Genomic DNA, 16351 nt, shown 5'->3' with positions numbered 1-16351 from the left:
TGTCGCCGACACCCACCCCGAAAAGGGCGCAGGGCCCGCAGCTAACCAGCGGCGGCGGTGGCGGTGATGTCGACCGTCATGTTCGGCGCCGGGGCCGCGGCCGCGAGCACACCGATCCCCAGCAGCGTCACCCCGGCGGCTGCCTGCACGTTCACCGTCGTGCCGGTCGCGGAGTTCGCGGTGACCGTCGCCGCCCGGAACCCGGCCCCGGCCTGCACCGCGACCGTCACCACAGGCTGGCCAGTGAACGCCCCCGCCGGCCACGCGAAAACCGCGTTTCCGGCGCCGTTGGTGACGCCGGTCGCGTGACCTGCCGGGGCCCGGCCGCCCGGTAGGCGCCTGTGGTGCTCATCAGCGCGTGCTCAGGCGGCGCGGGTGGAGGTGACCAGGAAGTCGGCCCGTCGGCCCCGGTCACGACGAACTCGTCCTGGAGCGTTTCGGCGGCCGGGCCGCCGCGGTCGACCGCCCACGTCAGGGAGGTGCCCGCCGCCACCGTGATCGCCGCCCTCCACCACGACAACCAAGCGCTGCGCGAGCATCTGAACAGCCGCGGCGGCTTGGCTGACCTGACCACCCGCCGCGAGGAACGCCGCGGCGACGTGATCACCGGCCCATCCTAAAGAATCTTGTGGTTGCACCGCGAGAATCGTGCTCCACCGGAAGTCGTACTTGATGACGAGGGCCAGTCGGCCCGTCGTTGGCCGTCGCCCTCGCGAAGGGCGAGGGCAATGACATCCGAAGGGAGCGCCAGGTGTTCTCAGACGAGCAGCGCTCTGGCGAACCGCCGTCCTGGTCGGGCACCTCGCATGAGGAGAGGCCAGGACACGACCCCGAAGCCTTCTACGGGCAGACCGACCGGCCCAGCCATGATGGCTTCTCCACCGCGTTGCCCCAGGGCGACCCCGACCCCGCCGGGAGCCTGGAATGAGTATGCACCGGGCCGACGGCACGCCTGACCTGAAGTCCTGGATCGAGGAGAACCACAGCGCACTGCTGCGCCTGGCGTTCTTCTTTTCCAAAGACCCCCGGCTGGCAGAAGAGATCACCCAGGAGGCGTGCCTGAAGATCATGCGCGCGTGGCCAAAGAAGCGGCAGCGCGACCTGATCATCACCTCCCGGGGATATGTCTTCACCATCGTCCGGAATGTCTTCCTCAGCCAGATGAAGAGCTATTCCCGGATCTCGCAATCGGAAACTCAGCTCGGACCGGAGCACGACACGGCGTTCACAAACTCCGACACCGCGCTCCGGAAACTGCTCGTCGATCTCGCGGAAGATGAACGCGCCATGCTCATCCTCCGCTACTACTTCCGGATGACGACCCTGGAGGCCGGCCGCCAGCTCGGCCTTTCCCGGGATGCGTCCTACCGGTTGCACGACAGGGCACTTGCAACGCTCCGAGCACAGTTCGAGGACCAGGAGGACTGACGTGGACGTCGAAAAGCGTCTTCTAAGGGATGCCGAGTCCTTCACGAACGAGATCACGCTGCTGGACGAAGAAGGCGCGCTCGCCAGGACCCTAACGGTCCTTGGGCTCACCGACTCCCCCAACAGCGAGATCGAGCAGAACACCTCCCGGGCCGGCCGCACCCAGCGGCCGGCCCCGGCCGGGGGTCCTGACTACTCGGACAACCCATGACCAGCACAACACGACACGCTGTCGCGACCGAGGGCTAGCCCAACCTTCAAGAGCCTGCAGCTGACCGACGAGCCAACGCGTCACACCCACCTGAACGTCGACGAAAGGAAGAGAATTGAGGTGAGAATGATTTTGGAGAGCGACCTACCGTCCTCGGGATGGAGTCGGAGCGTGGTCCTAAAGCTAGCGCTCCTGCTGCATGTCCCGGTGACGACGGTGGTCGGGCATCCTGGCCACATTAGTTCCTTTGGGCGGTGGCGCTCACTGGAACGCAGTTCCTGGCACTCGGGGAGGCTAGGACCTGCTGCGGCCTCCGCGATGTAGCGGACGCCGCGGCCAGCGGTGGACGGCCCCCTGCCCGCCTGGTATCAACCAGGTCCCGGACAGGGGGCCGTTTCGCATGTTCGTGGGACATGCGAAACTCCAGACACACAAGAAACTCGCACCCCAGCAGACCCGAGAATGCGGTGTTACCTCTAGTCATTTAGTGCAGAAGCAGTCAGTCGGCCACAGGGGTAGATGTGCTCATCAAGATCATGTTCTTTGCAATCGCTACCATTGCGGCGTTCGCGGCAGCAACGTTCAGCGCGACAGCTGTGATCTTCGCCGGCTACCTGACCAGCATGAATCTGGGCGCCACCGTCATGGCCGCCGCACCCATCAGCGTCGCGGTCTTCGGCATCACCATCGCGCTCTTCTCGATGGCCAGCTCCCTGTTCCTCGCCGGCTCGGAGTCCAGCAGCACCCACGACAGAGCCAGCGAGGACTGACGCGCATGCAAGAGCCCGTCACTCTGGCGCCAAACTGCAGCAGCGCAGGGGCGCATGCGTCTCATGAGACATGCGGACTCTGGAGAACACCCGGACTCGTACCGCAGCTCGTACCCGGAAGGAGCCCGGTCACCGGCCGCTCGGCGGCCCCGTCAACGGGCTGGTTACCGCCGGAGAACACCAGCATGCCGCCCATCTCCCGGACGGCGCCGGTGAGCGTGAACGAGTCCGGCGGCAGCGGGATCGGCGCCTGCGGCGAGTACACCAGGTCGCACAGCTGGGTGATCTCGGTGTCCCCGCACGGCGCCTCCTCCGGGACGCACACGCCGACCTCGCCGGCGGGGGCGCATGGGGCACCGCCGAGGGTGTGGTCAGTAAACCCGATGAGCGCGCCGTTGCGGTCGCGGCGGTAGTCCCTGACGAACGGCGTGGTGGTGCCGTCCGCCGCGGTGTCGCACAACACCTGCGTGGTCGTGGCGGGGGTGCAGCCGCCGGTCTGGCACGGCTGCAGGGCACCGGCCGGGGTGTAGGCGACGCCGGTCACCGGATCGACGGTGCGGGTGCGGACACGGGCCCCGGTGTTGGTGTCGTATATCGGCTCCACCAGGGCGGTGCCGGCGACGGTGCCGTCCGGGAGGACGTCGCACAGCAGCACCGTCTGCACGTCGACGCGCGGCTCCTGGGGGCCGTTCACGATGACCGGGCCCGACCCCCCGCAGCATCCACTCACAGCAGTACTCCTTGCGTGTACGAGATGGTCACGGTTCCCGTCTGGGCCGCGATCGTCAGCGGGCCGGTCAGCATCGCGTCGTCGTCGCGGACCACCGACCAGGTGACCGATTCGCCCTGGAACAGGGTGGTGGTGCCGTCGGCGGTGGTGATCGTTCCGGTGCCTCCGTGCGCGGCCGCGGTGACCGACTGCAGCAGCGGCACCCCGGCCGCGTTCCAACTGCTGCCATCGGCGAGCTCGACCCGGCCGGCGCGGACCCCGTGCACGGGTGGGGCGCCCTGCACCGGGCATTCCACCGGGTTCACCGGCTCGTACGGGGCGGACATGTCGGCGTTGTAGGTGCCGACCGTGGTCATGGCCCCGTCGGCGTCGATCTCCACGACCTCGACGTAGTCGGCGTCGCCGATCCCGTCGCCGTCGGTGTCGTCGCAGCGGCACACCTGCGTGGTGTACGGCGCCGGCTCGGGCGAGCAGATGCTGACCTCACCTGCCGGGGTGTAGGGGGTGAACCCGTCCAGGCCGGTGTCCTCCACCGCGGCGACGGCGCCGCCGGTGTCGTAGGTGATGTGCCGGGCGTTGACTCCGCCGGCGGAGCCACGAGCCGCAGGCGGGAACGTGCCAACCACGGCACCGCAGGAGCAGTCACCGCGCAGCACCCCCACCCTGGCCGCCTCCCCCGGCGCCCCGAACAACCAGCCCAGCCAGCCCAGCCAGCCGAGCCAGCAAGGCGGGGCGACGCCGTTCGCGCCGACCGAGCCGGAGGGGTCGGCGGCGCCCACGCCGCCCGCCTCGGGCAGCCCCGGCACGCCCGGCCCGGCACCGGTGGGGAAGCCCAACCCGCCGAGCCAGGCACCACCCGGCACCGGGGCGGGACCTGGCACCGACCCTGGCGCGGGACCTGGTGCGGGACCTGGTTCGGGCGCACAGCCGGGACGGCCCGAACCACCTAAGCCCGACAAACCCGAACCACCTAAAACACAGGAGCCCCCCACTTCCAAGCCCACGCCCCCCGGCAAGAAATGCCTCCTGAAAGTGCGGCTCGACCCGCTGCTTCGGCTGAGGATCTGCCTGCGCTGAACAAAAAAGGGGAAGGGCCCCAGGAAACAAGGGGCCTGACAGCGAAAGGAGAACCGGGCCAGGACACCGATCGGTGTCCGGGCCCGGCACCCCCGATGGCCTACGCAGAAAAACGCGGCCGCTACTGGCGCGGCAGGTACAAGAACCCCCCAGGAGTCCGCCCTCTATGGGGCACCGTCTCCGAAGCCCCCGACGGCGTCCCCTTCACCCGGCGCCTCGACGCCGAGCAGGCCGCCGACAGCAAGGAAGCCAAGATCCGCGAGCAGATCGCGGAATGGCGGAAGCTGACCGCCGGGCGGACGCCCCCGCCCGTGGACGGCATCACCTACGACGAATGGCTGCGCCTACTGGACGGCCTGCGCATCAGCGCCAACGGGGGCCGCGACCCCAACGCCGGCGAGGTGCTGCTGGGCGACTGGATCCGCGACAACTGGTGGCCGGCCCAAGACCTGGAGCCGCGCAGCATCGCCCGGTACGAAGGCTTCCTGAACAACATGATTCTCCTCGCCTTCGGGGAACGGCCGGTCAACACGCTGAACGACCCCCAGGAGATCGCGGCGTGGGAGAACGAGCTGCGCGGCCGGTATGCGCGCTCAACGGTCCAAAACGCCCGCTCGGTGCTATCAACGATTCTGGGGGACGCCAAAGAGGCAGGTCTTGTCGATGTCAATGCCGCCGCCCGCCGTCGCGGCCGAGGCCGGATGACCACGCGCCGCCACGCCAAGAGCATCGTCGCCAGACCGCGGGAGTGGGCGACCCCGCTGGAGGCGCTGCTGATCGCCGAGCGGGCCGCGCTGCTGTCCGGCCGCGACGACGACCTGGTGATGTGGGTGACAGGCGCGTGGTGCGGGCTACGGTGGGGCGAGCTGATCGGCCTGACCGTCAACGACGTCCGGCCCGGCAAGCTGTGCATCAACCGCCAGCTGTCGGAACTGCGTGGGCGGATGACCGTTGCCGCGCCCAAGTACCTGTCGTTCCGCAACGACGACCCGGCGTGGTTCGGGGCACTGGACCTGCCGCCGTTCTTGCAGGATCTGCTGGCCGCCCACATCGAACGTGTCCCGCAGGAGCCCTGCCGCTGCTCCACTGAGAGCTGCACCGGACGGTTCCTGTTCAGCACGAGCAGGGGCGGGCATCCCCGGCATAACAGGTACAGCACCCGCATCTGGCAACCAGCGGTGAACGGCGTCTACCCGCTCGGCAGCACCCGCAGACAGCCCCCCGGCCCAGTGCTGGTGGACATGGCGGCAGGCTGGCCGGGCAGACCGCTGCACCCGGCGTGGCCGTATGCGGGACCGGGCGAGTGGCAGCCTCCTCGTGGATTCGGGCTGCCCGCATGGGACGAACCGTTCACCGACGCACTGGCGATGCGGTGCCCGGTACCGACCTGCGGGGCGGGGCCGTGTAAGCCATGCCGTGCCACGAGTGGCCGTCAGATCACAGCCCACCAGCAGCGGATGAACGCGGCGGTCGAGGCCGGGCATGTACGCGACCGCGAACTGGCAGTGTGGCTGCCGATCAAACGAAGCATCACCCCCCACGGGATGCGGCACAGCCAGAAAGTCTGGATGGACGAGGACCGGATCCCCACCGTCCTCAAGCACGACCGCATGGGGCACGCGATGCCCGGCATCGGCGGCACCTACTCCCACGTGTCGGAGACGATGCGCGAACGGCTCGTCACGGCGCTGCAGACGCGCTGGGAGACGGCGCTAAAGCAGCGCGCGGCGCTATGCCCGATGTCCCCGGTGCCGCTGCTGAACGACCTGCTCACCCGACAGTAGGAAGATCATCTCCCGATCGTCTCCCAAACACCATTTCTGCTCAGCCCGGCCGGGCCGGTGAACTTCGAGGCCCGGCCGGGTTTGAGCAGGTCCAGGGGGTGCGCCTCAGTAGGACTTGGGCAGGCCCAGGGTGTGCTGGGCGACGAAGTTGAGGATCATCTCCCGGCTGACGGGGGCGATGCGCATGAGGCGGACGACGCCCGCGAGCATCCCGACGCCGTACTCGGTGGTGAGGCCGTTGCCGCCGTGCGTCTGGATCGCCTGATCGACGCAGTGGATCGCGGCCTCGGCGGTGGCGTACTTGGCCATGTTCGCGGCCTCGCCCGCGCCCTCGTCGTCGCCCGCGTCGTACAGCCAGGCGGCCTTCTGCCCCATCAGCCGGGCCAACTCCAGCTCGATCTTCGCCGCGGCGAGCGGGTGCGCGAGGCCCTGGTGGGCGCCGATGGGGGTCTTGAAGACCTGCCGCTGCACGGCGTAGGCGGTGGCCTTGCCGAGCGCGAGCCGGCCGATGCCGGCGCCCATCGCGGCCGCCATGATCCGCTCGGGGTTGAGGCCGGCGAACAGCTGGAGCAGCCCGCCGTCCTCGTCGCCGACGAGCGCGTCGTAGGGCAGCCGGACGTCGTCGAGGTGGCAGACGAACTGCTTCTCCGGCGACACGATCTCCATGTCGATGGGCGTGTACGTGAAGCCCGCGGTGCCGGTCGGGACGATGAACAGCGAGGGCCGCAGATTGCCCTTCTGGTCCTCGGTGCGGGCGACGAACAGGACGGCGTCGGCCTCGTCCACGCCGGAGATGAACGTCTTCTGCCCCCTCAGCACCCAGCCGTCGCCGTCCCGGCGGGCCGTGGTGGTGATGCGGTGGGAGTTGGAGCCGGCGTCGGGCTCGGTGATCGCGAACGCCATCTTCACCGACCCGTCGGCGAAGCGCGGCAGCCAGTGCGCGCGCTGCTCCGCGGTCCCGGACCGCGCGATGATCGTGGCGCAGATCGCCGGGGACACGACCATCAGCAGCAGCGGGCACCCGGCGGCGGCCAGCTCCTCGCAGACGGCGGCGAGGTCGCCGATGCCGCCGCCTCCGCCGCCGTACTCCTCGGGCACGTTCACGCCGAGGTAGCCGAGCCGCCCGGCCTCGTCCCACAGCTCGTCGGTCTTCTGCCCGGACCTGGCCTTCTCCACGTAGTAGGACGCGCCGTACTTCGCGCCCAGCTCGGCGACGGCCGCGCGCAGCGCCCGCCGCTCCTCGGTCTCGACGAAGCTCATGCGGGGTTCCCTCCGGCGGCGGTCTCGGTGGCGCTGGTCTCGGTGGCGGCGGTCTCGGTGGCGGCGGTCTCGATGACGGCGAGGACGGCGCCGGACTCGACCTGCCGTCCGGCGGCGACGTTCAGTTCCGCGACCGTCCCGGCGGACGGGGCGGTGATGCGGTGCTCCATCTTCATGGCCTCCAGGACGACGAGGACCTGCCCCTCGGCGACCTCGGCGCCCGCCTCGGTCTCCACGCGGACGACGGTCCCCGGCATGGGGGCGAGCAGGGAGCCGGGGGCGACCCGGGCGCTCGGGTCGGCGAACCGGGGGACGGCGGTGAGCGCCACCGGGCCGAGGCGGGAGTCGACGTGCACCGCGTCCCCGGCCGCGGCGACGGCGAAGGTCTCGCGGAGGCCGTCGAGGTCGAGCACGACCCGGTCCGGCGCGGCGGCGACCAGGGCGGCGCCGGGGCACAGCTCGGAGGTGAGGCCGTCCCGGTGCAGCAGGTAGTCGGCCTCGACCGTCCCGTACGGGCCCTCGAAGACGCGGCGCTGCGGCTGCGACCGCACGTTGCGCCACCCGGACGGGAGCCCGCCGAGCACCGGCGCCGCCGCCCGGTTCGCGGCGGCGAGCGCGAGGGCGGCGGCCAGCGCGGACGCCCGCACCGCCGCCTCGTCGGCCAGCGGCGCCGCCAGGGCGGCGAGACCGGTGCGGTCGAGATAGCCGGTGTCGGTGTCGCCGGCCAGGAAGCCCGGCTCCTCCAGGATCCGGACGAGCAGGTCCCGGTTGGTGGTGAGGCCGTGGACGCGGGCGCCGCGCAGGCCCGCGGCGAGCCGCCGGGCGGCGGCGGACCTGGTCGGGGCCCACGCGATCAGCTTGGCGAGCATCGGGTCGTAATGGACGCCGACCTCCGCGCCGCTCTCCACACCGCTGTCGAGCCGCAGCCCGCAGGCCGCCGGGACGGCGAACTCGGTGTCGGCGTCCGGCACCTCGAAGGTGCGCAGGGTGCCACTCGCGGGGCGCCAGTCGCGCGCGGGGTCCTCCGCGTACAGGCGGACCTCGATGGCGTGGCCGCGCGGCTCCGGCGGCGCCTCGGGCAGGCGGGCGCCCTCGGCGACCTCGATCTGGAGCCGGACGAGGTCCACCCCGTACACGCACTCGGTGACCGGGTGTTCGACCTGGAGGCGGGTGTTGACCTCCAGGAAGTAGAAGCGGCCGTCGCGGGCGAGCATGAACTCGACCGTCCCGGCGCCGGTGTAGCCGATGGCGCGGGCCGCGTCGGCCGCCGCCGCGCACAGCGCGGCGCGCAGGTCCGGGCCGACGGCCGGCGACGGCGCCTCCTCGACGATCTTCTGGTGGCGGCGCTGGATCGAGCATTCGCGCTCGCCGAGCGTCCAGACGGTGCCGTGGGCGTCGGCGAGGATCTGCACCTCGATGTGCCGCGCGCCCTCCAGCAGCGGCTCGCAGAACACGGCCGGGTCGCCGAACGCCGACTCCGCCTCGCGGCGCGCCGCCGCCACGGCGTCCTCCAGCTCGCCCGGCTCCCGCACGATCCGCATGCCGCGGCCGCCGCCGCCCGCGGACGCCTTCACCAGCAGCGGGAGGTCGGCGGCGGAGGCCCCGGCCGGGTCCAGCTCCGGCAGCACCGGGACGCCCGCGGCGGCCATCAGCTTCTTCGCCTCGATCTTCGAGCCCATCGCGGCGATCGCGTCCGGCGGCGGGCCGATCCAGGTCAGGCCCGCGTCCAGCACGGCCCGCGCGAACGCGGCGTTCTCCGACAGGAACCCGTAGCCCGGATGGACGGCGTCGGCTCCCGCGCCCGCCGCGACCGCGAGGAGCCGCTCCGCCGACAGGTACGTCTCGGCCGGGGTCGCGCCGGGCAGCCGCCCCGCGGTGTCGGCCTCGCGGACGTGCGGCGCGTCCGCGTCGGGGTCGGAGAACACCGCGACCGTCCCGATGCCGAGGCCCCGGCAGGCGCGCAGGACACGGCGGGCGATCTCGCCGCGGTTGGCGACCAGCACTGTGTTGATCATCGATTCGCTCACATCCGGAAGACGCCGAAGCCGTCGGCTCCGCGCACGGGCGCGTTGTGGACGGCGGACAGGCACAGGCCGAGGACGGTGCGGGTGTCGCGGGGGTCGATCACGCCGTCGTCGTAGAGCCGCCCCGACAGGAAGAACGGCAGCGACTCCGCCTCGATCTGCGCCTCGACCATCTCCCGCATGGCGCGGTCCTGGTCCTCGTCGTAGACCTGCCCGCGCGCCTCGGCGGCCTGCCGCGCCACGATCGACAGGACCCCGGCGAGTTGCTGCGGCCCCATCACCGCTGACTTCGCGCTCGGCCAGGTGAACAGGAACCGGGGGTCGTACGCCCGGCCGCACATGCCGTAGTTGCCCGCCCCGTACGAGGCGCCCATCACGATCGAGATGTGCGGCACGGTGCTGTTCGCCACCGCGTTGATCATCAGGGCGCCGTGCTTGATGATGCCGGCCTGCTCGTACTCCTTGCCGACCATGTAGCCGGTGGTGTTGTGCAGGAACAGCAGCGGCGTGTCGCTCTGGTTGGCGAGCTGGATGAACTGGGCCGCCTTCTGCGCCTCCGCGCCGAACAGGACGCCCTGCGCGTTGGCCAGCACCCCGACCTGGTAGCCGTGCACGCGCGTCCAGCCGGTGACGAGGCTCGTCCCGTAGAGCGGCTTGAACTCCTCGAACCGCGAGCCGTCCGCGATCCGGGCGATGACCTCGCGCGGGTCGAACGGGACCTTCAGGTCTTCGGGGACGATCCCGGCGAGTTCCTCCGGGTCGTACAGCGGCTCCTCCACCGGGCCGGGCGCCGGGCCGAGCCTGCGGTGGTTGAGGTTCCCGACGATCTGCCGGCCGAGGCGCAGCGCGTCGGCCTCGTCGGCGGCCATGTAGTCGGCGAGGCCGGACGTGCGGGCGTGCATCTCCGCGCCGCCGAGCTCCTCGTCATCGGCCTCCTCGCCGGTCGCCATCTTCACCAGCGGCGGCCCGCCGAGGAACACCTTCGCGCGCTCCTTCACCATGACGACGTAGTCGCACATGCCGGGGATGTACGCGCCGCCCGCGGTGGAGTTCCCGAAGACCAGCGCGATCGTCGGGATTCCGGCGGCCGACAGCCGGGTCAGGTCCCGGAACATCCGCCCGCCGGGGATGAAGATCTCCTTCTGCGTCGGCAGGTCCGCGCCGCCCGACTCGACGAGGTTGATGAGCGGGAGCCGGTTCTCCAGCGCGATGTCGGACGCCCGGAAGCTCTTCTTCACCGTCCAGGGGTTGCTGGACCCGCCCCGCACGGTCGGGTCGTTCGCCACGATCACGCACTCGACGCCCTCGACGACCCCGATGCCGGTGACGACGCTCGCGCCGACGGGGAAGTCGCTCCCCCACGCGGCGAGCGGGCTCAGCTCCAGGAACGGCGAGTCGGGGTCGAGGAGCAGCTCGATGCGTTCCCGTGCGAGCAGCTTCCCGCGCTTGCGGTGCCGCGCGACGTACTTCTCGCCGCCGCCTTCGAGGGCCTTGGCGTGCTCGGCGTCCAGCGCCGCGATCTTGTCCAGCATGGCGGCGCGGCGCTCCCGGTACTCGGGGCTCCGCGCGTCCAGCGTGCTCTTCAGGGTCAAAGGAGGGCCTCCGGGATGTCGACGAGGCGGGACCGCAGCCACTCCCCGAGGGCCTTGCCCTGCGGGTCGAACCGGGTCGAGGCCGATACGCCCTCCTGCAGCAGCCCCTCGACCACGAAGTTGACCGCGCGGAGGTTGGGCAGGACGTGCCGGTGGACGGTGTGCTCTTGCGTCTCGGGCAGGAGCTCCTTGAACCTCTCCACGGTGAGGAAGGGTTCGAGCCAGCCCCATTGGGCGCCGGTCCGGGCCCAGACGCCGATGTTGGCATCCCCGCCCTTGTCCCCGCTGCGAGCTCCGGCGACCCTTCCGAGGGGTACCCGGGCGACCGGTCCCCGCACCGCCGGGGGCTCGGGCGACGCGGCCTCAGTGACCGGCAGCGGTGCCGTGGCCGGTGCCGGGGCGATCGGCACGCGGACGCCGTCCGCGGTGACGGCGACGTGGTCGACCGCCTCGTTGGGGACGTACGCGGGCGAGTACACCCCGTACGGGCTCCCCTTGCCCGGTGGGGAGGTCATCGTGAAGCCCGGGTAGCCGGCGAGGGCCAGCTCCACCGCCGCGTTGCTGAACGCACGGCCGACCTTGTCCGGGTCGGGGTCGAGGACGGCGCAGCGCAGCAGCGCGGTCGCCTCCCCCTGCGTCGCGGGGTCGGGCCGGACGGCGCCGAGGAGCGTCCACTCCACCCGGGACGGCGGGGCACCGCCGAACGCGTCCGCCATCCGCGCCTTGACCGATTCCGCCTTGGCCTCGATGCCGAGGCCGGTGAGCACGAACGTCATCTCGTTGCGGTGGCCGCCGAGGTGGTTCAGGCACACCTTGGTGGCGGGCGGCGGCGGGGTGCCCTTGACACCGCTGATCCGCACGCGGTCGGGCCCGTCCTGGGCCAGCTCGACGGTGTCGAAGCGGGTCGTCACGTCGGGCCCGGCGTAGGACGGCCCGCCGATCTCGTAGAGGAGCTGTGCCGTGACGGTCTCGGTGGTCACGGCGCCGCCGGTCCCGTCGTGCTTGGTGATGACGCTGGAGCCGTCGGCGTGGATCTCCGCGATCGGGAAGCCCGGCGCCTTTACGTTGTAGATCTCTTCGAAGAAGGCGTAGTTCCCGCCCGTGGCCTGAGCGCCGCACTCCAGGACGTGCCCGGCGACGGTCGCGCCGGCCAGGGCGTCCCAGTCGTCCCGCGCCCACCCGAAGTGCGCGGCGGCGGGGCCCACCACCAGCGAGGCGTCGGTGACGCGGCCCGTCACCACCACATCGGCGCCGCGCTTCAGGCACTCGGCGATCCCCCAGGCGCCCAGGTAGGCGTTGGCGGTGAGCGGCGCGCCGTGGCGGGAGTCCGCGAAGCCGAGTTCCCCGGCCCGCGCCAGCAGGTCGTCGCCCTCGACATGGGCGACGCGCACCTCGATCCCGAGCCGCGCGGCCAGCTCCCGCAGCCGGCCCGCGAGCCCGCGCGGATTGAGCCCGCCGGCGTTCGCGACGATCGCGGTGCCCCGCTCCACCGCCAGCCCGAGCGACTCCTCCATCTGGCGCAGGAACGTGGCGGCGTACCCGGCGTCCGGGTCCTTCATCCTGCCGCGGCCCAGGATCAGCATGGTCAGCTCGGCGAGGTAGTCGCCGGTGAGGACGTCCAGCGGCCCGCCCTCCAGCATCTCCCGCACCGCGGCGAAGCGGTCGCCGTAGAAGCCCGAGGCGTTCCCGACCCGCAGGGGTTGGCTCATGCGAGAACCCTGCCACCCCGCCCCCAAAAAATCAATCACGCATGATTGTTTCCGCCGCTACGGCATGTGACGCAGGGCACGGCCCTGCCTGTCACGAAGACGAGGAAGGAAGAAGAACACCGCGACCCTGGAGGACCTGGTCGCCGCCCACGGCGACGCGGTGCTCCCGCTCGAGATGGACGTGACCGACAGGGCCGCCGTCTTCGAGGGCGTGAAGCGGGCCGGGGAGCACTTCGACCGGCTCGACGTGATCGTCGACAACGGGCGTCCGGGCGGCGCTGCCCTACCTGACCCGCTGATCCAGCGGGCCTACGAGGACCGTCTCCAGATGTGGGCCGACGGCCAGGACCTCTCGGCGGCGGCAACACGGCGCCGAGCCCACCGGCTGACCGTTCAGCCGACCGGCTGACGGTCAGAGATCGAGGGCACCCGCCTTGGCCCGGGCGACCAGCCCGGCGAAAGCGGCCCGGTCCATGGCGAGGTGCCCCGCCCCGGGGTCCTTGCTGTCACGGACACCGATGACGGCGCCCCCCTTCGCGACCTCGACGCACATCCCGCTGTTTCCGCCGCTGTGACTGCTCTTGCGCCAGATGGCTGACGAGAAGTCGGTCGTCTTCACAGTTCCTCCATCGCCTTGCGGATCGCGGCCCGCGAGTCCTCGGCGTTCAGCGCTTTGGACCTGATCAGTTCGAACAATACGCGAAGTTCGGCGACATATCCGTCATCGTCGATGAGGCGGCCACGCCCGCACGCCATCTCGGCATAGCCCGCGTCGGGCTCTCCCTGCGCGGACAGGATCGTGAATGCCCCCTCGGGACAGAGTTCAGCGTCCTCGGGGACCACATGGATGTGGATGTGAGGCAACTCGGACAACTTCAGCAGGTGCTCGAGTTGAGCGCGCATGACCGCGGGGCCGCCGAACGACCGGCGGAGTACCGATACGTCGAGGAGGGCGGTGATGACGGGCGGCTCCGCGCGCACCAGGATCTCTTGCCGTTTCATGCGCGCGGCGATGCGGCGTTCGAGCATCTCCGGCTGCAGGCCTTCGCGCAGGACGGCCCGCGCATAGTCCTCGGTCTGGAAGAGGCCGGTGATCACGAAGTCCTCGTAGATCTTGCTCATGCACGCCTCTGCCTCGGCCTCGATGAACTCGGGGAATCCGGCCGGGAGGCCGGTCTCCTCGATGACGCGCGGGTAGAGGGCTTCGAAGAACTGGGGCAGGCCGAAGACCTCGTCCAGTTTCTGGCAGACCTTGAAGGTCGGACGGCGAGTGCAGAGTTCGATGCCGCTGACCAGACTGCCGGAGATGTGCACTTTTGCCCCGAGAGCCGGTTGCGACCAGCCTTTTTCTTCTCGCATGCGCTTGAGGTGGAAAGCGAAGAATGCTCGAACCGATTCTGAGGGGGGCGGGGTCGACATGAGAATCCTCCTCAACCGCACGGGGGGTTGTGCGGCAGTCCAGTCACTTGTGGAGACCATTCCATAGCCGACAGTAATCGGATCGGCCGAAGATTGTGGCCCGTACGGCAATTCCGCCACGACGAAACGAGCCGATCATGAAACGTGCCGAGCAATTCGTCCGCCACCGCGCCCAGGAGGCGTGACGGGATGGGAGCACACGAGCGCCGCCCCGGAGGCCGCGTCCTGCCGCCGCCTCCTTCCGAGCCGGAGATCGCCCGACGGCCGGGAACGGCGATCCCGCAGCGCGAGCGGATCACCTTCCTGGTCCGCCTCGCCGAGAGGTTCCCTCCGGCCGCGGGGCTGATGACGGCCTTCACCACGGTCGACGGCTATCCCGTCCTCCATGTGATCCCGCACGGCGTCCCCGGGCGGGCGATCTCGGTCGGCTGCCGCTACCGCAACGGGCGGTGGTGGTTCTACAACGTGCGCACCGGCGTGCAGATCCGGCCGGCCAACGACCTGGACGCCGCAGCGCGCCTCATCGCGGCGGCCGTGAGGCAGGTGAAGCGATGACGGTACTGGAGCGCGGGGACGACTCATCGAACGTCGGCGGGCCGAGCTGGGTCACGGACCACCGTTCGAGAGCGCGCACCATGTTCACGTGGGACGTCCGCGCCGGCGACCGCGGATGGTCCGGAGTGACCGGCGACCGCGACACGGCGATGCGGCATGTGCACCAGACCCTTGTGGCGCAGGAACCCGGCGCCTGGGGGACGGTTCAGCAGGTCGCGCTCGAACCGCTGGGGCGCATCCGCTACGTCCGTCTCCGCACGGTCGCCGAAGCGTGGGTGGACGCGCGAACCCGCGCGGTCGTGTGGCGCCACGGATGAGAGATAAATCAATCGCGCATGATTGTTTCTTGCCGGGATCGTTGGTTGACTGGAAGGCCACCGGACCAAGGAACCCATGACCGCTCAGGCACTCCCCCGCGAACCCCAGCAGGACCGCAGCCGCGCGACCAGGCAGCGCCTCCTGGAGGCCGCCGTCGACTGCCTGGCCTCCGTCGGCTGGGCGGGGACGACCGTGGCCGTGGTCGCCGAGCGCGCGGGAGTGTCCCGGGGCGCCGCCCAGCATCACTTCCGCACGCGGGAGGAACTGGTGACGGCGGCGGTCGAGTACGGATCCGAGGTGCGGATGGCGCAGATGCGCGAACGGCTGGACGGGCTCGCCGGCCACCGCCCGTCCACCAGCGACATCGTCGCCGTGCTCGGCGAGATGTACACGAGCCCGCTCTTCCGCGCCGCACTTCAACTCTGGGTCGCGGCCAGTTCCGATGAGCAGCTCCGAGCACAGGTCCTCCCCCTCGAAACCCGCGTGGGGCGGGAAGCGCACCGCCTCACCGTCGAGGCCCTCGGCGTGGACGAGAGCGTCCCCGGCGTCCGCGAGACCGTCCAGGCGACCCTCGACCTGGTCCGCGGCTTGGGCCTGGCCGACCTGCTCACGGACGACTCGGCCCGCCGCAACCGCCTGCTGCACCAGTGGGCGGCCACCCTGGACCAGGCCCTCGGCCGCTGATTCCGCCGCGCCGCCCGGCAGACTTGCCGGGACGTCGAAAGAACATCGGAAGGTACGCAATGCTGCATCTGCTGCGCCTGGAATACACGGGCTCGGAAGAGGCCGCCGGACCGCATATCGCCGCGCACGTCGCGTTCCTCGAACAGCACCATGGCGCGGGCACGTTCCTCCTGTCCGGCCAGAGCGTCCCCACGTCGGAGGGCGGTCTCATCATCGCCGCCGGCGTCGACCGGCAGGAGGCGGAGAAGATCGCCGAGGAGGATCCGTTCGTCCGGGCCGGGGTCGCGCGCTACACCATCACCACCGTCGCGCCCGGACGCGTGCACCCGGCGCTCACCACCCTCACCGGCGGGCAGGTCGTCGCTCCGAAATGAGAAAGGCCCCGCCGTGACGGCGGGGCCTTCCTGCAATATAAGTCCGGCGGCGTCCTACTCTCCCACACAGTCTCCCATGCAGTACCATCGGCGCTGAAGGGCTTAACTTCCGGGTGCGGAATGGGACCGGGTGTTTCCCCTTCGCCAAAACCACCGAACGCCTCAACGCACCACCCTCACGGGCGGGCAAATCAACGTCCGAGCGACTCAACTCGGTATGTATTTTTATGACTGCGGTTCCCGGATTGTTTCCTGAGAACCACACAGGGACGCGAACAAACCCACAACAGCGACTCACTTTGAACGTTCAGTGTGTTCAAGCCACTCGGCCTATTAGTACCGGTCGACTCCACACGTTACCGCGCTTCCATCTCCGGCCTATCAACCCGGTCGTCTACCGGGGGCCTTACACCCAC

The 16351-nt window shown here is 70.6% G+C and carries 20 protein-coding genes and 2 rRNA genes; 11 read left to right on the top strand and 11 right to left on the bottom strand.

Annotation, left to right across the window (positions count from 1 at the left end; all coding sequences use genetic code 11):
• Positions 1–41 precede the first annotated feature (41 nt).
• Positions 42–230, bottom strand: a complete 189-nt coding sequence (locus CHF16_RS18615) for a hypothetical protein (protein WP_143228039.1) — start codon at positions 228–230, stop codon at positions 42–44.
• Between the two features lie 114 nt (positions 231–344).
• Here CHF16_RS18615 and CHF16_RS39530 point away from each other — a divergent pair, with 114 nt between their 5' ends.
• From CHF16_RS39530 to CHF16_RS18595, 5 genes are all read left to right on the top strand, one after another.
• Positions 345–620 carry a hypothetical protein gene (locus tag CHF16_RS39530; RefSeq protein ID WP_143228038.1) on the top strand — a complete coding sequence of 92 codons (276 nt, stop codon included), beginning with the start codon at positions 345–347 and terminating at the stop codon, positions 618–620.
• 131 nt (positions 621–751) lie between these two features.
• Positions 752–928, top strand: coding sequence for a hypothetical protein (locus CHF16_RS40330; protein ID WP_179271586.1), 177 nt, complete (start codon positions 752–754; stop codon positions 926–928).
• Between the two features lie 2 nt (positions 929–930).
• Positions 931–1428, top strand: coding sequence for an RNA polymerase sigma factor (locus CHF16_RS18605; RefSeq protein WP_179271585.1), 498 nt, complete (start codon positions 931–933; stop codon positions 1426–1428).
• Between the two features lies 1 nt (position 1429).
• Positions 1430–1639, top strand: a complete 210-nt coding sequence (locus CHF16_RS18600) for a hypothetical protein (RefSeq protein WP_089327337.1) — start codon at positions 1430–1432, stop codon at positions 1637–1639.
• 521 nt (positions 1640–2160) lie between these two features.
• On the top strand, positions 2161–2409 hold the full coding sequence (locus CHF16_RS18595) for a hypothetical protein (RefSeq protein WP_089327336.1): 249 nt from the start codon (positions 2161–2163) through the stop codon (positions 2407–2409).
• Between the two features lie 61 nt (positions 2410–2470).
• On the opposite strand, the gene CHF16_RS18590 is transcribed toward CHF16_RS18595, so the two are convergent.
• Entirely contained in the window at positions 2471–3139 is a 669-nt protein-coding gene (locus tag CHF16_RS18590; protein WP_143228037.1) for a hypothetical protein, read from the bottom strand.
• A complete protein-coding gene (locus CHF16_RS18585; RefSeq protein ID WP_143228036.1) occupies positions 3136–4002 on the bottom strand; it encodes a hypothetical protein in 867 nt (288 codons plus the stop codon). The genes CHF16_RS18590 and CHF16_RS18585 overlap by 4 nt, the downstream gene beginning before the upstream one ends.
• A gap of 309 nt (positions 4003–4311) precedes the next feature.
• Here CHF16_RS18585 and CHF16_RS18580 point away from each other — a divergent pair, with 309 nt between their 5' ends.
• A complete protein-coding gene (locus tag CHF16_RS18580; RefSeq protein ID WP_089327333.1) occupies positions 4312–6000 on the top strand; it encodes a tyrosine-type recombinase/integrase in 1689 nt (562 codons plus the stop codon).
• A 105-nt stretch (positions 6001–6105) separates the two neighbouring features.
• On the opposite strand, the gene CHF16_RS18575 is transcribed toward CHF16_RS18580, so the two are convergent.
• The 4 genes from CHF16_RS18575 to CHF16_RS18560 are packed head-to-tail and all read right to left on the bottom strand — an operon-like array spanning position 6106 to position 12585.
• A complete protein-coding gene (locus tag CHF16_RS18575) occupies positions 6106–7260 on the bottom strand; it encodes an acyl-CoA dehydrogenase family protein (RefSeq protein ID WP_089327332.1) in 1155 nt (384 codons plus the stop codon).
• Positions 7257–9275, bottom strand: coding sequence for an acetyl/propionyl/methylcrotonyl-CoA carboxylase subunit alpha (locus tag CHF16_RS18570; RefSeq protein WP_089327331.1), 2019 nt, complete (start codon positions 9273–9275; stop codon positions 7257–7259). The genes CHF16_RS18575 and CHF16_RS18570 overlap by 4 nt, the downstream gene beginning before the upstream one ends.
• 8 nt (positions 9276–9283) lie before the next feature.
• Positions 9284–10876 (bottom strand): acyl-CoA carboxylase subunit beta, encoded by a 1593-nt coding sequence (locus CHF16_RS18565; RefSeq protein ID WP_179271584.1) that lies wholly within the window; start codon positions 10874–10876, stop codon positions 9284–9286.
• Positions 10873–12585: an acyclic terpene utilization AtuA family protein gene (locus CHF16_RS18560; RefSeq protein ID WP_089327330.1), complete on the bottom strand. Its 1713-nt coding sequence runs from the start codon at positions 12583–12585 to the stop codon at positions 10873–10875. Before CHF16_RS18560 ends, CHF16_RS18565 begins: the two co-directional genes overlap by 4 nt.
• Positions 12586–12745: 160 nt before the next feature.
• On the opposite strand from CHF16_RS18560, the gene CHF16_RS40910 reads away from it, so the two are divergent.
• Positions 12746–12994, top strand: a complete 249-nt coding sequence (locus CHF16_RS40910) for a hypothetical protein (RefSeq protein WP_218826725.1) — start codon at positions 12746–12748, stop codon at positions 12992–12994.
• A gap of 3 nt (positions 12995–12997) precedes the next feature.
• Here the strand turns inward: CHF16_RS40910 and CHF16_RS18550 are convergent, their stop codons facing one another.
• Together CHF16_RS18550 and CHF16_RS18545 are read right to left on the bottom strand one after the other, a co-directional pair.
• A complete protein-coding gene (locus CHF16_RS18550; protein WP_089327329.1) occupies positions 12998–13204 on the bottom strand; it encodes a DUF397 domain-containing protein in 207 nt (68 codons plus the stop codon).
• Entirely contained in the window at positions 13201–14004 is an 804-nt protein-coding gene (locus CHF16_RS18545; RefSeq protein WP_179271583.1) for a helix-turn-helix domain-containing protein, read from the bottom strand. Before CHF16_RS18545 ends, CHF16_RS18550 begins: the two co-directional genes overlap by 4 nt.
• Before the next feature lie 189 nt (positions 14005–14193).
• Between CHF16_RS18545 and CHF16_RS18540 the strand changes: the two genes are divergently transcribed.
• From CHF16_RS18540 to CHF16_RS18525, 4 genes are all read left to right on the top strand, one after another.
• Complete coding sequence (locus CHF16_RS18540; RefSeq protein ID WP_089327327.1) at positions 14194–14559, top strand: hypothetical protein; 366 nt, start codon at positions 14194–14196, stop codon at positions 14557–14559.
• Entirely contained in the window at positions 14556–14876 is a 321-nt protein-coding gene (locus CHF16_RS18535) for a hypothetical protein (RefSeq protein WP_089327326.1), read from the top strand. The genes CHF16_RS18540 and CHF16_RS18535 overlap by 4 nt, the downstream gene beginning before the upstream one ends.
• Before the next feature lie 76 nt (positions 14877–14952).
• Positions 14953–15561 carry a TetR/AcrR family transcriptional regulator gene (locus CHF16_RS18530; protein ID WP_089327325.1) on the top strand — a complete coding sequence of 203 codons (609 nt, stop codon included), beginning with the start codon at positions 14953–14955 and terminating at the stop codon, positions 15559–15561.
• Between the two features lie 59 nt (positions 15562–15620).
• A complete protein-coding gene (locus CHF16_RS18525) occupies positions 15621–15935 on the top strand; it encodes a YciI family protein (RefSeq protein WP_179271582.1) in 315 nt (104 codons plus the stop codon).
• A 41-nt stretch (positions 15936–15976) separates the two neighbouring features.
• Here the strand turns inward: CHF16_RS18525 and rrf are convergent.
• Together rrf and CHF16_RS18515 are read right to left on the bottom strand one after the other, a co-directional pair.
• Positions 15977–16093, bottom strand: a 5S ribosomal RNA gene (gene rrf, locus CHF16_RS18520).
• A 154-nt stretch (positions 16094–16247) separates the two neighbouring features.
• Positions 16248–16351: ribosomal RNA gene (locus tag CHF16_RS18515) — 23S ribosomal RNA — on the bottom strand; the annotation flags it as partial.

The organism is Actinomadura meyerae, assembly GCF_900188445.1.
In the GTDB taxonomy this organism is placed as follows: Bacteria; Actinomycetota; Actinomycetes; order Streptosporangiales; family Streptosporangiaceae; genus Spirillospora; species Spirillospora meyerae.
This window is presented reverse-complemented; position numbering and strand designations above follow the sequence as displayed.